13 protein-coding genes and 1 pseudogene are annotated in these 12,934 nt (G+C 62.2%); 9 read left to right on the plus strand and 5 right to left on the minus strand.

The genetic code is table 11. From position 1 onward, the window contains the following. Positions 1-13 precede the first annotated feature (13 nt). Entirely contained in the window at positions 14-1,510 is a 1,497-nt protein-coding gene (locus V1566_RS11020) for an NCS1 family nucleobase:cation symporter-1 (protein ID WP_029741848.1), read from the minus strand. Positions 1,511-1,654: 144 nt separating this feature from the next. On the opposite strand from V1566_RS11020, the gene V1566_RS11025 reads away from it, so the two are divergent. From V1566_RS11025 to V1566_RS11040, 4 genes and pseudogenes are all read left to right on the plus strand, one after another. Beyond that, entirely contained in the window at positions 1,655-2,371 is a 717-nt protein-coding gene (locus V1566_RS11025) for a GntR family transcriptional regulator (RefSeq protein WP_395305883.1), read from the plus strand. Beyond that, positions 2,371-3,247: pseudogene (gene hpxA, locus V1566_RS11030) on the plus strand (allantoin racemase). The gene V1566_RS11025 and the pseudogene hpxA overlap by 1 nt, the downstream one beginning before the upstream one ends. Beyond that, complete coding sequence (puuE, locus tag V1566_RS11035; RefSeq protein ID WP_395305977.1) at positions 3,165-4,064, plus strand: allantoinase PuuE; 900 nt, start codon at positions 3,165-3,167, stop codon at positions 4,062-4,064. Before hpxA ends, puuE begins: the two are co-directional and overlap by 83 nt. 237 nt (positions 4,065-4,301) lie before the next feature. Further along, a complete protein-coding gene (locus tag V1566_RS11040; RefSeq protein ID WP_395305884.1) occupies positions 4,302-5,288 on the plus strand; it encodes an IS110 family transposase in 987 nt (328 codons plus the stop codon). A gap of 85 nt (positions 5,289-5,373) precedes the next feature. Here the strand turns inward: V1566_RS11040 and hpxZ are convergent, their stop codons facing one another. Genes hpxZ through hpxW form a run of 4 tightly spaced genes read right to left on the minus strand, consistent with a single transcriptional unit; the run spans position 5,374 to position 8,933 of the window. Beyond that, positions 5,374-5,760, minus strand: coding sequence for an oxalurate catabolism protein HpxZ (gene hpxZ, locus V1566_RS11045; RefSeq protein WP_063143946.1), 387 nt, complete (start codon positions 5,758-5,760; stop codon positions 5,374-5,376). Next, positions 5,757-7,154, minus strand: coding sequence for an AtzE family amidohydrolase (locus V1566_RS11050; RefSeq protein ID WP_395305885.1), 1,398 nt, complete (start codon positions 7,152-7,154; stop codon positions 5,757-5,759). Before V1566_RS11050 ends, hpxZ begins: the two co-directional genes overlap by 4 nt. Next, the gene (gene hpxX, locus V1566_RS11055) at positions 7,151-7,339 is read right to left on the minus strand and encodes an oxalurate catabolism protein HpxX (protein ID WP_395305886.1); all 189 of its coding nucleotides are present in this window, start codon (positions 7,337-7,339) and stop codon (positions 7,151-7,153) included. The genes V1566_RS11050 and hpxX overlap by 4 nt, the downstream gene beginning before the upstream one ends. Before the next feature lie 10 nt (positions 7,340-7,349). Then, positions 7,350-8,933: an oxamate amidohydrolase gene (gene hpxW, locus V1566_RS11060; protein WP_395305887.1), complete on the minus strand. Its 1,584-nt coding sequence runs from the start codon at positions 8,931-8,933 to the stop codon at positions 7,350-7,352. Positions 8,934-9,075: 142 nt separating this feature from the next. Between hpxW and hpxU the strand changes: the two genes are divergently transcribed. From hpxU to V1566_RS11085, 5 genes are all read left to right on the plus strand, one after another. Then, positions 9,076-9,915 (plus strand): MurR/RpiR family transcriptional regulator HpxU, encoded by an 840-nt coding sequence (gene hpxU / locus V1566_RS11065; RefSeq protein WP_395305888.1) that lies wholly within the window; start codon positions 9,076-9,078, stop codon positions 9,913-9,915. 191 nt (positions 9,916-10,106) lie between these two features. Beyond that, positions 10,107-10,889, plus strand: a complete 783-nt coding sequence (locus V1566_RS11070) for a transporter substrate-binding domain-containing protein (protein WP_395305889.1) — start codon at positions 10,107-10,109, stop codon at positions 10,887-10,889. 4 nt (positions 10,890-10,893) lie between these two features. After that, positions 10,894-11,559 (plus strand): amino acid ABC transporter permease, encoded by a 666-nt coding sequence (locus tag V1566_RS11075; RefSeq protein WP_395305890.1) that lies wholly within the window; start codon positions 10,894-10,896, stop codon positions 11,557-11,559. Continuing rightward, entirely contained in the window at positions 11,559-12,215 is a 657-nt protein-coding gene (locus V1566_RS11080) for an amino acid ABC transporter permease (protein WP_071789398.1), read from the plus strand. The genes V1566_RS11075 and V1566_RS11080 overlap by 1 nt, the downstream gene beginning before the upstream one ends. Beyond that, positions 12,196-12,933 carry an amino acid ABC transporter ATP-binding protein gene (locus tag V1566_RS11085; protein ID WP_023327069.1) on the plus strand — a complete coding sequence of 246 codons (738 nt, stop codon included), beginning with the start codon at positions 12,196-12,198 and terminating at the stop codon, positions 12,931-12,933. The genes V1566_RS11080 and V1566_RS11085 overlap by 20 nt, the downstream gene beginning before the upstream one ends. Position 12,934: the final 1 nt, after the last annotated feature.

Genomic DNA, 12,934 nt, shown 5'->3' on the forward strand with positions numbered 1-12,934 from the left:
CGGAAGGAGAGGGTTACTCTTTTTGCGTCGCCACGCGGGAGCTGAACGACGTCGCGCCCGCCGTCTCGCGATCTTCCCGCGCCAGCCAGCGGTAGGTCACGCCGCCGAGGAAGACGCCGATGAACCAGCTGAAGTTCGCCACCTCATGCAGGGCCGGGATGAAGCTAATCACCAGGCCCACGGCCACGGACGGGATCAGCGCGCCAATGGCTTTAGGGTTGAAGCCGTTGCGGTACCAGTATTTGCCCTTTGGCGTGTCGTCGAACAGATCGTCAACCGACACCTTGCCGCGCTTAATCAGGTAGAAGTCGGCAATCAGAATGCCGAACAGCGGGCCGATGAAGGCCCCGAGCACGTCCAGGGTGTAGTGGATAAGTTCCGGCGAGTTGAACAGGTTCCACGGGGTGAGCAGGATCGAGCCGACGGCGGCAATCATGCCCCCGGTGCGGAAGCTGATTTTCTGCGGCGAGCAGTTAGAGAAATCAAACGCCGGGGAGACGAAGTTCGCGACGATGTTGATCCCGATGGTGGCGGTGATCATCGTCAGCAGGCCAATCGCCACGGCCAGATCGTTGCCCACGCGGCTGACGGTCTCAATCGGGTCGGTGATCATGCGGCCAAACAGCGACTGGGTGCCGGAGACAATGACCACGGTGACGATGGAGAACAGCAGGAAGTTAAACGGCAGGCCCCAGCGGTTGCCGCGGCGGATCTCGCCCATGCTTTTGCCGTAGCGGGAGAAGTCGCCAAAGTTGAGCAGCGGGCCGGAGAAGTAAGATACCACCAGCGCGGTCGCGGTGATCATCTGCCAGGTCTGCTCGCCCGCGCTCAGGGATTTGCTGGCGAGGGTGAAGGAGATGCCGTCAAAACCGGTCTTGTATACAATCCAGCCTGCGAGGGCCAGCATGACCACGTAGACTGCCGGACCGGCGATATCAATAAAGCGCTTGATGGCGCTCATGCCGTGCCAGAAGACCATCGCCTGCAGTACCCACATGATGGCAAAGCAGATCCAGCCGAGATGCGACAGGCCCAGGAACGCGCCAGTAGTGAGCGAAGAGAGCGACGGCCAGAACTTCAGCGCCACCAGCATCAGGGCGTTGGCGGCCAGATAGGTCTGGATGCCGTACCAAGCGAAGGCAATCAGCCCGCGGATCACCGCCGGAATATTGGCTCCGAAGACGCCAAACGCCTGACGGCTGATCACCGCGTAGGGCACGCCCGCCATCTGGCTCGGTTTGGCCACCAGGTTGGCGCACAGCTGCACGATGCATATTCCCACCAGCAGGCAGAGCAGCACCTGCCAGCTTGCCAGCCCGAGCGTAAAGAAGCTCGCAGCGACAACATAACCCCCCATGCTGTGAACGTCCGACATCCAGAACGAAAAGATGTTGTACCAGCTCCAGTTCTGGTCACGCGTCGGTGCCAGATCCTCATTGCAAAGACGTGGGCTGTAAACCGCACCGGAATCAGCGGCCGTACCCTGCTGCGCGTTTTGACTGTTTGGCATGAAACCTGCTCCTGTGAATGAAAACCCGTTGAGTGGGAGTACAGACGGTGTTGCAGGATCCAGGCCAAAACAATAAATCTTGTATGCAATATTTTATTTTTATGTATACGATTCGATAACGAAGAGTAAAAGATGGAGTGGTGAATGAACAACATAAACGCCCTGCAGACCGCGCCAGACCTGCATGACAAAGACGAATCGATCTTTCAGGCGCTGATGACCGCGATTGTCGAACACCAGCTGCTGCCGGGGAGCAAACTGCCGGAAGAGGCGCTGGCCGAGGTGTTTGGCGTAAGCCGCACGGGCATCCGTAAGGTGCTGCAGCGACTCGCGGCTGTGCAAATGGTCACCTTAACGCCCAAGCGTGGTGCACACGTCGCCAGCCCGACGGTGGAAGAGGCGCAGCATATTTTCCGCACCCGCGCTCTGCTGGAGGTCTCCAACCTGCCGGACGTGCTGGCCCGCTGCCGGCCGCCGCACCTTGCCGCGCTGGAGACCATTATTCGCCAGGAGCAGCAGGCGCACGAGGCGTACGACGGCCCGGCGGCGATCCGCCACTCTGCCAATTTCCACATTCAGCTGCAGGCCATCTCCGGCAACCAGGTGCTGACGGAGATGGTGACCGGCCTGAGCCAGCGCTCGTCGCTGGTGATTGCCACCTGGGGCGCGCCGTGGCGTCAGGGCTGTCGCTGCAACGATCACGAGCAGCTTGTGGATCTGCTGCGCCAGAAGGCGCTTGAGCCGCTCAGCGATGCCTTAATGCACCATTTTGAACATATCGTCGCCAGCCTCTGCTTCGAGCGGGCGGGCGAGTGCCTGCCTGATTTTGCCCGGCTGTTTGCCGGCCACAAGGAGTCGTAATGTCTTCTGTCTGTATACAAGTGATTAACCCCAACACCAGCCTCGCGATGACGGAAACCATCGGCGCGGCGGCCCGGGCGGTGGCGGCACCGGGGACGGAGATCCTCGCGGTCTGCCCCAGCGCGGGCGTGCCGTCGATAGAGGGCCACTTTGATGAAGCCATCGCCGCCGTGGGGGTTCTCGAACAGGTCAAGCTCGGCAGAGAGCAGGGCGTGGACGGTCACGTCATCGCCTGCTTTGGCGATCCGGGCCTGCTGGCGGCGCGCGAGCTGGCGCAGGGGCCGGTGGTCGGCATCGCCGAAGCCGCCATGCATATGGCGACGCTGGTGGCGACGCGCTTTTCGGTGGTGACCACGCTGCCGCGCACGCTGATCATTGCCCGTCATCTGCTGCACCAGTATGGCTTTCACGATCGCTGCGCGGCGCTGCACGCTATCGATCTCCCGGTGCTGGCGCTGGAAGACGGCAGCGGTGTGGCGCAGGAGAAGGTGCGCGCGCGCTGTATACAGGCGCTGAAGGAGGACGGCTGCGGCGCCATCGTGCTGGGCTGCGGCGGCATGGCGACCCTGGCCCAGGAGCTGACCCGCGAGCTGCGCGTGCCGGTCATCGACGGCGTCAGCGCGGCGGTGAAGATGGTGGAATCGCTGGTAGCGCTGGGGCTGTCGACCAGCAAGCACGGGGATCTGGCCTTCCCGGAGAAAAAAGCGTTAAGCGGACAGTTTCAGGCATTGAATCCATTTTGAAGGTGAGGGGAGACGTAATGGCGCTTTTTGAACAGAATTACCCGCGGGATCTGCGCGGCTACGCGGGCAACCCGCCGCACGCGCGCTGGCCGAAACAGGCGCGCGTCGCCGTGCAGTTTGTACTCAATTATGAGGAAGGGGCGGAAAACCATGTTCTGCACGGCGATGCCGGTTCCGAGCAGTTCCTGTCGGACATCATCGGCGCGGCCAGCTACCCGGATAAACACATGTCGATGGACTCCCTCTACGAATACGGCAGCCGCGCCGGGTTCTGGCGGATCCACGGTGAATTTCAAAAGCGCGGCCTGCCGCTGACGGTCTTCGGCGTGGCGATGGCGCTGGCGCGTCACCCGGAGATCGTCGAGGCAATCAGGGCGGCGGATTACGACGTGGTGAGCCACGGCTGGCGCTGGATCCACTATCAGCACATGGATATCCAGCAGGAGCGCGAACACCTGCACAAGGCGGTGCAGGTGCTGACCGACCTGTTCGGCAAGCCGCCGACGGGCTGGTACACCGGGCGCGACAGCCCCAACACCCGCCAGCTGGTGGTGGAGCACGGCGGCTTCGACTACGACAGCGACTACTACGGCGACGACCTGCCCTTCTGGACGGAAGTGGCCTGCGGCGACGGCACCCAAAAACCGCACCTGATTGTGCCCTATACGCTGGATGCGAACGACATGCGCTTCGCGACCGCGCAGGGGTTTAACACCGCCGAGCAGTTTTATACGTATCTTAAGGACAGTTTTGACGTGCTGTACGAAGAGGGGGAAAGCGCGCCGAAGATGATGTCCATCGGCATGCACTGTCGCCTGCTGGGGCGGCCGGGGCGTTTTCGCGCGCTGCAGCGGTTCCTGGATTACGTGCAGCAGCATGAGCGGGTGTGGGTCTGTACCCGCCAGCAGATTGCCGACCACTGGCGGGAGGTGCATCCGTTTCAGAAATAATTGTGCCGTGTTTTGCCGGGTGGCGGCTGCGCCTTACCCGGCCTTGTATTATCCTTCCGTGCAGAAAGAACCGGCCAGTACTTTCTGCCATGCAGTCCACATGCCGTACCCGGCCTTAGGCCACGCGCCTGTGTTGTAGATCCCTGCAGTGGACTGCACCTTCTCCACAAGTGACAAACCGGACAGTATCATGGACCGGTTTTCCCGGTAATCCGCATTCACAAGGTTGGTTTCACTATGGAACAGGAACTTCACTTTATTGGTATCGACATCTCCAAAGCTAAGCTGGATGTCGATGTGTTGCGACCTGATGGCCGTCACCGCAGCAAAAAATTTACTAACACACCTAAAGGTCACGAGGAGCTGCTCAGCTGGCTCCGCAGCCATAATGTGGCTCAGGCACATGTCTGCATGGAAGCGACCAGCACCTATATGGAAGACGCAGCAGCATCCCTCAGCGATGCCGGTTTCACCGTATCCATCATCAACCCGGCTCTTGGTAAAGCCTTTGCGCAGAGCGAAGGCCTGCGCAGTAAAACCGATGCCGTTGATGCCCGTATGCTGGCAGAGTTCTGCCGGCAGAAGCGTCCGGTAGCCTGGGAGGCACCTCATCCGCTGGAGCGCGCGTTGCGGGCGCTGGTGCTGCGTCACCAGTCCCTGACAGACATGCACACGCAGGAGCTGAACCGTCGTGAGACGGCGCGGGAGGTGCAGATGCCGAGTATTGATGCGCACCTTCTGTGGCTGGAAGCGGAGCTGAAGCGGCTGGAGAAACAGATAAAGGACCTGACGGATGATGACCCGGACCTGAAGCACCGGCGAAAACTGCTGGACAGCATACCGGGTATCGGTGAAAAGACATCCGCGGTGCTGCTGGCGTATGTGGGGCTGAAGGACAGGTTCGGTCAGGCGCGGCAGTTCGCGGCTTTCGCAGGACTGACACCGCGGCAGCATGAATCCGGAAGCAGCGTACACAGGGCAGGCAGGATGAGTAAGGCAGGCCATGTCTCGCTTCGCAGGGCGCTGTATATGCCCGCGATGGTGGCGCTGTACAAAACGGAGTGGGGAAAAGCGTTCAGGGCGCGTCTGGAAAAGAACGGCAAGGGAGCGAAGCTGATAATCGGAGCGATGATGCGCAAGCTGGCGCAGGTGGCGTATGGCGTCCTGAAATCAGGACGCCCGTTCGATGCCACATTACATCAGGAAAATGCTTGCGTGGCATAACAGTATCTACAGCACTGAGCCGGAAAAGAGTATGGATTCCCCCGCAACAAGCAGAGGGACTTATGCAACCCTACGCAACTTTTCATTACACCATCAAACTCACCTGCGCCGCTACGATCCGCCACCCGTAGGCAAACCGCACCCACGTCTGCTGCTGGCGGCCAATGCGTTCCGTGCCTTCGCGGGTAAACTCGGTGCTGCACACGGCATAATCCTCCCCGAAGGTGGTGATGACGGTGTGGCGCAACGTCCGCTGTAAACCGGCGGACGGACGCGCCGCGCGAAAGGCGCGGATTTCGTCAATCCCGTACAGATTTTCACCCGCCCCCAGACGCACCGTGTTTTTGTCGTGCCAAAACAGCTCGTCCAGCACCGCAACGTTGTTGCTCACCAGCGCGTCTTCATAGCGGTAAAACGCGGCGGTCACCTCGGCAACTACCCACGGCAGGTTAATGTCATCGTGATTCATCATGCTGCTATCTCCGCCGGACGGGCATCGGTGATTCCGCTCTCTTCCAGCACGCGCGCGACGCGAAGGCAGGCCTGCTCGTTAAACGGCGCGGCAATCAGCTGCAGGCCAATCGGCGCACCCTGGGCGGTGCGCAGCGGAACGGTGGTCACGGGCAGGCCCAAAAATGATATCGGCTGGGTCAGCATCCCCATGCTGGCGCGAATGGGGAGCGGCTGGCCGTTAATCTCCATGGTCTGCTCACCCGCGAGCGTCGCGCTGCGCGGCGTTGCCGGGGCGATCAGCACGTCGGCCTGCGCGAACAGGGTTTTAAACGCCTGCCGGGCGTGCGCGCGAAACCGCTGGGCCTGAATGTACCAGGCGGAGGGGATCATCGCCCCGGCCAGCAGGCGTTCGCGGGAGTGCGGTTCAAAACGCTCGGGCTCGCGGCGAAGCGCGGGCAGGTACTGGTTTCCCCCTTCGGAGGCGCTGATGATAAACGCCGCGGAGCGCGCCAGCTCGGCGTCCGGGAACTGCAGCTCATCCTGCACGTCAAGCGCCTTCGCCACCCGCGCCACGGCGTCTCTGGCATCCGCGTCGCACCAGGTGGTGAAGTAGCCGCCGAGCACCGCGCAGCGCAGGCCGTCAAGCCCGCGATCGAGCAGGGGGCGCGTCTGCTCGCGCGAGCTCTCTGCCTGAAAACCGTCGCTGCTGTCCCGGCCCTGCAGCGCGTCGTACACGGACGCCAGGTCGCACACGCGGCGGGCAAAGGGGCCGATATGATCCAGACTCGCGACAAACGGATGGCTGCCGGATCGCGACAGGCGGCCAAAGGTGGGCTTCAGGCCATAGATGCCGCACAGGGAGGCCGGAACGCGAATCGAGCCGTTGGTGTCGGTGCCGAGCGAAAAGTGCACCAGTCCGGCTGCCACGGCGGCGGCTGAACCGCCGGACGACCCGCCCGCAATGCGCGCCAGATCGTGTGGGTTACGCGTGGTGCCGTAGTGGCTGTTTTCGGTTGTGAAGCCGTAGGCGTAGGCGTCCATATTCACCATTCCGGTCAGCAGCCCGCCCGCGCTGCGCAGCTGGCGCACCGCGAAGCTGTCAGCGGCCGCGGCAGGGCGCTGGCTGAACAGCTCTGCCCCGGCAAGGGTGGTGTGACCGGCAACGTCGAACAGGTTTTTTACCGCGTACGGCACGCCCGCCAGCGGCGGCAGGGGGCGCTTCTCGCGGCGCAGGGTGTCGATGCTCTCGGCCTCGGCGAGCATGCGCGCTTCCGTTACGGCGGTCCAGGCGCCGATCTGCGGGTTCACGCGCGCAATCGCCTCCAGCGTCTGGCGGGCAATCTCGCGAGCGCTCAGCTCGCCTGCGCTCAGCGCATGCTGGATCGCGCTAATACTCATCTCGTGTAGCCTCATGCTTTATACACTCCTGCGATCTCCAGACGGTCTTCGAGCGGCAGCGCCATCAGCGGGGCGGCCAGGGTGGCAATGCGGCTGAACTGCAATTGCAGCTCGGCGCGGCGGGCATCATCCAGCGTCACGCCGAGCACGGACTCCATTTGCGCAAGATACGCCTGCCAGTCGGGTTGTGGTGTCGTCATTGTTTTCTCCTCAGAATCCGGCGGCCGCGCCGTTGCTGCGCGGGTCAAAGGCCCCTTCGAACAGCCCGTTGGGGTGGCGAACAATCGCGCCCGCGTGGCCCATCGCTTCGCTGAAGTCAGGGGATATTTCCACCTCATGTCCCCGCGCGCGGAGCTGCGAGACCGTCTCAGCGGTAAAGCGTCCTTCCAGCTTTAACGTGTCAGAGGTTTGTCCCCAGGTGCGCCCCAGCAGCCAGCGGGGGCGGGAAATGCTTTCCTGTAAAGGCACGCCCTGAATCGCGTAGCGGGTAAAGAGCGCGGCCTGGGTTTGCGGCTGGCCGTCGCCGCCCATGGAGCCGTAGACCATCACGCGCCCGTCCTTAAGACGCGCCGCCGCCGGGTTCAGGGTATGGAAGGGCTGCTTGCCCGGCGCGAGGGCCAGAAGATGATTCGGATCGAGGCTGAACGATGCCCCCCGGTTCTGCCAGACGATGCCGGTGTCGGGCAGCACCACGCCGCTGCCGAACTCGTGATAGATACTCTGGATAAACGACACGGCGAGCCCGCTGTTATCCATTACCCCCATCCACACCGTATCGCCGGGGCCTTTTCCGGTGCCCCACGGGGCGGCGCGGCCGTCGTCAACCCTGTCGGCAAGCGCCTGCAGAGCGGCGGGATCCAGCAGACCCTGAATATCGGTTTTCAGCTCGCGCGGGTCGGTGATGTGGGCATCGCGCAGGCCAAAGGCCAGCTTGGTGGCTTCAACGATGCGGTGAACGGTGTCGGCGTCGTCGGCCTCCGCCATGTTCAGGCGGTCGGTGATGCCGAGTATCGCCAGCGAGACCAGCCCCTGCGTCGGCGGGGCGTGGTTAAAGATCTCCCCCTGCTGATGCTGCAGCCTCAACGGCGCGGTGCGCCGGGCAGCGTGCGCGTGTAAATCGGCCAGCGTCACGGGCAGGCCCAGCGTCTCCATGCCGTGCGCCAGCACGTCCGCCAGCGGGCCGCGGTAAAAGCTGTCCAGACCGTCCTCCACAAGGCGCGTCAGGGTCGTGGCCATGGCGGGCTGGTAAAAACGGCTCCCGACCTCTGGCGGCTTACCGTCCACCAGCCAGGTTTCCGCGAAGCCGGGGATGGATTTCAGCTCGTCGAATTTGCTGGCCGTGGCATGAGCCTGAGAGGCCGTGACCGGCGTGCCGTTCTGCGCGTACTCAATGGCGTCGGCCAGCAGGCGGGCCAGCGGCAGCGCCTTGCCGGTCATCTCGCGCGAGACCTTCAGCGCCTCGTCCCAGCCGCTCACCGTGCCGGCGACGGTCAGCGCCGCGCGGGGGCCGCGATGGGGGATGTGCGCCAGACCGTCGTAGGCGGCGAGCGTTGCGCGAGAACCCGCCGCGCCGCTGGCATCAATGGCGACAGGTTCGCCTTCCGGCGGCACGATAAGCCAGAAGCCATCGCCGCCCAGCCCGTTCATGTGCGGATAAACCACGGCAATGGTGGCCGCCGCGGCGACCATTGCCTCTATGGCGCTGCCGCCTTCGCGCAGCACCGCCAGCGCGCTCTGGCTGGCAAGATGGTGGGGCGCAACGGCCATGCCGTGCGTGGAGACATTACTTTGCATGAAGCGTCCTCGTAACCCTGAAAGTCACAAGGTGCTGCAAAAGCTGTTCCAGTTCTGAAAGAAAAGTTTCAGTAAACTGGCACGTATAATGAAAGGTAGAATGAAAGGCAAAATGTGATGAAACAAAAGTTACAGAGGCGCTATGGAACAACTGGATGAACGTCTGAAAGCACAGTACCCGTCGCTGTCGCCGCAGGAGCAGCGGGTGGCGGACTTTATATTCGACCATTTTGACGACCTGATCAGCTACAACAGCGCCGAGCTGGCGCAGCTGAGCGGGGTGTCGAAAGCCACGGTCAGCCGTCTGTTTAAGCGTCTGGGCTATGAGAAATATAAGGACATGCGCGACGAGCTGCGCACCCTGCGCCAGAGCGGGATGCCGCTCACCGATAACCGCGACGCGGTGCAGGGCAATACGCTGCTGGCGCGCCACTATAAGCAGGAGATGGCTAACCTGACCCAGTGGGTCAATGCCCTCGACGCGCAGCAGTTTGCCGACGCCATGGCCTGCATGGTGAAGGCGCGGCGCATCGTCATTATCGGCATGCGTAACGCCTATCCGGCGGCGCTGCATCTGCGCCAGCAGCTGCTGCAGGCGCGCGGTCAGGTGCTGGTCCTGCCGCAGCCGGGGCAGAGCCTGGGCGAAGAGCTGGTGGATTTAACGCCGGACGATCTGGTGGTCATGATGGCCTTCCGCCGCCGCCCGCGCATTATCCGCCCGCTGATGCAGCAGCTTCAGAGTAACGGTATTCCGGTGCTGCTGATGTGCGAGCCGCAGGCGCACAGCCTGTTTCCGCTGGCGAGCTGGCAGCTCTGCGCCCCGCTGGACAGCGTCTCGGCCTATGACAGCTACTCCTCGGTCAACAGCCTGATCAACCTGCTGGCGAATGCCTTCCTGCATGAAATTCTCGATAAAGGCCGTCCACGCATTCACGACATTGCCTCCCTCTACCAGCAGCTGGACGAACTGGAACAACGATAATGGGGCATCAGGCTGGTGCTTTGCATTGAAATGGTGCAGGCGACGGGGCGGAGAAACGCACATTTTTTCGACCCGCCCGCGTTTTATCAGGCTTCACAAGAATATTCCCCGCTTCGCCTTATCTGGCACATTAGTTGCAAAATCACATTCAAAGAATCTTTTGTTTCATGTTAACGTTACGGGGAAGCACCATGAAAAAAATGTTGATTGCACTGGCCGGGGCCGCATGCCTCTTCACACAGCTGCCGGCAAAGGCTGACCAGCTTCAGGATATCGAGAAGCGCGGCACCATTCGCATTGCCGTTCCGCAGGACTTCCCGCCGTTTGGCTCGGTGGGGACCGATCTGCAGCCGCAGGGCTATGACATCGACATGGCGCGCTATCTGGCCAAACAGATGAAGCTCAAGCTGCAGCTGGTGCCGGTGACCAGCGCCAACCGCGTGCCGTATCTGCAAACCGATAAGGTGGATCTGGTCATTTCAAGCCTCGGTAAAAACCCGGAGCGCGAGAAGGTGATCGACTTCAGCCGCGCCTACGCGCCGTTCTTCCTCGGCGTGTTTGGTCCGAAAGGGGCCGAGCTGAAGGACGCCGCCGCGCTGAGCGGAAAAACCATCGGCGTGACGCGCGGGGCGGTGGAGGACATGGTGCTGACCGGCCTGGCGCCGAAAGACGCGGCCGTGAAGCGCTACGAAGACAACAACACCACGCTCTCCGCTTACCTCTCCGGCCAGGTGCAGTACGTGGCAACCGGCAACCTCGTGGTGGCGGCCATTTCGCGCCAGAACGCGGATAAAGCCCCGGTGCCGAGCTTTATGCTGAAAGATTCGCCGTGCTTTATTGGCCTGAAGAAAAACGAACCGGCCCTGAAGGCAAAAGTGGATGCGCTGATTGAGCAGGGTATCAAGGACGGCACGCTGAACGGCCTGTCTGAGCAATGGCTGAAGGCCCCGCTGCCGGCAAACCTTGGCGCCTGAGCCGATGACGGAGCAACTTCATTTCTCCGCGCTCTGGCCGCACTGGCCGGAGCTGCTGGCGGGGCTGTGGGTCACCGTTCAACTGACGGTGATGGCGACCGTCGGCGGGCTGGCAACAGGGATTTTCGGGGCGGCGATCCGCAGCGGACGCACCACCTGGTTCAGCCGGATCTGGGGCGCGTACGTGGAAATCATCCGCAACACGCCGTTTGTGGTGCAGCTGTTTTTCATCGTCTTCGGCCTGCCGAATCTCGGGCTGAAGATGACGGCGGGGGAAGCGGCGCTGCTGGCCATGGTGGTGAACCTGGGCGCCTACAGCACCGAGATTATCCGCGCGGGCATTCAGGTCACGCCGAAAGGGCAATGGGAAGCCGGACGAGTGCTTGGGCTGACCCGCCTGCAGACCTTTATTCGCGTGGTGCTGCCGCCCGCGCTGCAGCGCATTTACCCGGCGCTGGTTAGCCAGTGCATTATTGTGATGCTGGGCTCGTCGGTGGTGTCGCAGGTCTCGTATGAAGAGCTGACCTTCGCCGCCAACCTGATCCAGTCCAGAACGTTTCTGAGCTTTGAGGTCTATCTGGTGACAACCGGGATTTACTTAATGCTGTCGATTACCCTGCGCCAGCTGATGATGGCGGCAGGACGCAAATGGCTGGGGGTGCAGGCATGATGACCACCTTTACCGACTGGGACATTATTCGCAACCTGCTGCTGGCCGGACGCTGGACGGTGCTGCTGTCGCTGGTGGCGTTTGTCGGCGGGGCGGCGGTGACGCTGCCGCTCCTGCTGCTGCGCCTGACGGGCGGGCGCGCGGTGAAGCGCATCATCCGCGGCTATATTGAGCTGTTTCAGGGCACGCCGCTGCTGATGCAGCTGTTCCTGGCCTTCTTCGGCGTGGCGCTGTTCGGCATCGACGTCTCGCCGTGGACCGCCGCCTCGCTGGCGTTAACCTTCTACACCAGCGCGTTTCTGCTCGATATCTGGAACGGCAGCATTCGCGCGCTGCCGAAAGGCCAGTGGGAAGCGTCGCGCTGTCTGGGGCTGACCTTCGGCCAGACCCTGTTTCGCGTCGTCGCCCCGCAGGCGCTGCGCATCGGCATCGCCCCGACGGTCGGCTTTGCCGTGCAGGTAATTAAAGGCACCGCCCTGGCGTCGATTATCGGTTTTATCGAGCTGACCAAGGCCGGGACCATGCTGACCAACGTGACGTATCAGCCGTTTAAGGTCTTTGCGCTGGTGGCGCTCGGCTACTTTATTCTGTGTTATCCGCTGTCGCGCTACAGCCGCTATCTGGAGACAAAATTCAATGCCTCTCATCACCATTAATCAGGTGCAGAAGTACTACGGCGATAACCACGTGCTCAAGGGCGTCGATCTGGATATCGACATGGGACAGGTGATCTCCATTATCGGGCGCAGCGGATCGGGCAAAAGCACGCTGCTGCGCTGCATTAACGGGCTGGAAGGGTATCAGGACGGCAGCATCAAGCTGGGCGGCATGACCATTACCGACCGGGATTCTCAGGCGCGTGAAATCAGCCGCTCGGTCGGGATGGTGTTCCAGAGCTTTAACCTGTTCCCGCACATGACTGCGCTGGAGAACGTGATGCTCGCCCCGCGTCGGGTGCTGAAGAAAAGCGCCGCCGAATGCCGGGCGCTGGCGCAGCAGATGCTGGAGAAGGTCGGCTTAGGCGATCGTCTGGATTACTACCCGTCGAGCCTCTCCGGCGGCCAGCAGCAGCGCGTGGCGATTGCCCGGGCGCTGGCCATGTCGCCTAAAGTTTTACTCTGTGACGAGATCACCTCCGCGCTCGACCCTGAGCTGGTGGGCGAAGTGCTCAAGGTGCTGGAGCAACTGGCGGCCGAGGGGATGACGCTGATACTGGTTACCCATGAAATGAATTTTGCCCGCGAAGTGGGCGACCGCGTGGTGTTTATGCACCAGGGGAAAGTCTGGGAGCAGGGCGACAGTAAAACGCTGTTCGCCAACCCGCAGACCACGGAACTGAAGCAGTTCATCTCCTCCGTGCGCGGCCTCAACTGAT

The sequence above is a fragment of the Enterobacter sp. ECC-019 genome (genome assembly GCF_043974075.1).
GTDB classification, from domain to species: Bacteria; Pseudomonadota; Gammaproteobacteria; order Enterobacterales; family Enterobacteriaceae; genus Enterobacter; species Enterobacter asburiae_D.

Bases quoted from the DNA above. Each gene is read 5' to 3' on its own strand.
- V1566_RS11020 (WP_029741848.1), bottom strand. From the start codon at position 1,510: ATGCCAAACAGTCAAAACGCGCAGCAGGGTACGGCCGCTGATTCCGGT.
- V1566_RS11025 (WP_395305883.1), top strand. From the start codon at position 1,655: ATGAACAACATAAACGCCCTGCAGACCGCGCCAGACCTGCATGACAAA.
- V1566_RS11040 (WP_395305884.1), top strand. From the start codon at position 4,302: ATGGAACAGGAACTTCACTTTATTGGTATCGACATCTCCAAAGCTAAG.
- hpxZ (WP_063143946.1), bottom strand. From the start codon at position 5,760: ATGATGAATCACGATGACATTAACCTGCCGTGGGTAGTTGCCGAGGTG.
- V1566_RS11050 (WP_395305885.1), bottom strand. From the start codon at position 7,154: ATGAGGCTACACGAGATGAGTATTAGCGCGATCCAGCATGCGCTGAGC.
- hpxX (WP_395305886.1), bottom strand. From the start codon at position 7,339: ATGACGACACCACAACCCGACTGGCAGGCGTATCTTGCGCAAATGGAG.
- hpxW (WP_395305887.1), bottom strand. From the start codon at position 8,933: ATGCAAAGTAATGTCTCCACGCACGGCATGGCCGTTGCGCCCCACCAT.
- hpxU (WP_395305888.1), top strand. From the start codon at position 9,076: ATGGAACAACTGGATGAACGTCTGAAAGCACAGTACCCGTCGCTGTCG.
- V1566_RS11070 (WP_395305889.1), top strand. From the start codon at position 10,107: ATGAAAAAAATGTTGATTGCACTGGCCGGGGCCGCATGCCTCTTCACA.
- V1566_RS11075 (WP_395305890.1), top strand. From the start codon at position 10,894: ATGACGGAGCAACTTCATTTCTCCGCGCTCTGGCCGCACTGGCCGGAG.
- V1566_RS11080 (WP_071789398.1), top strand. From the start codon at position 11,559: ATGACCACCTTTACCGACTGGGACATTATTCGCAACCTGCTGCTGGCC.
- V1566_RS11085 (WP_023327069.1), top strand. From the start codon at position 12,196: ATGCCTCTCATCACCATTAATCAGGTGCAGAAGTACTACGGCGATAAC.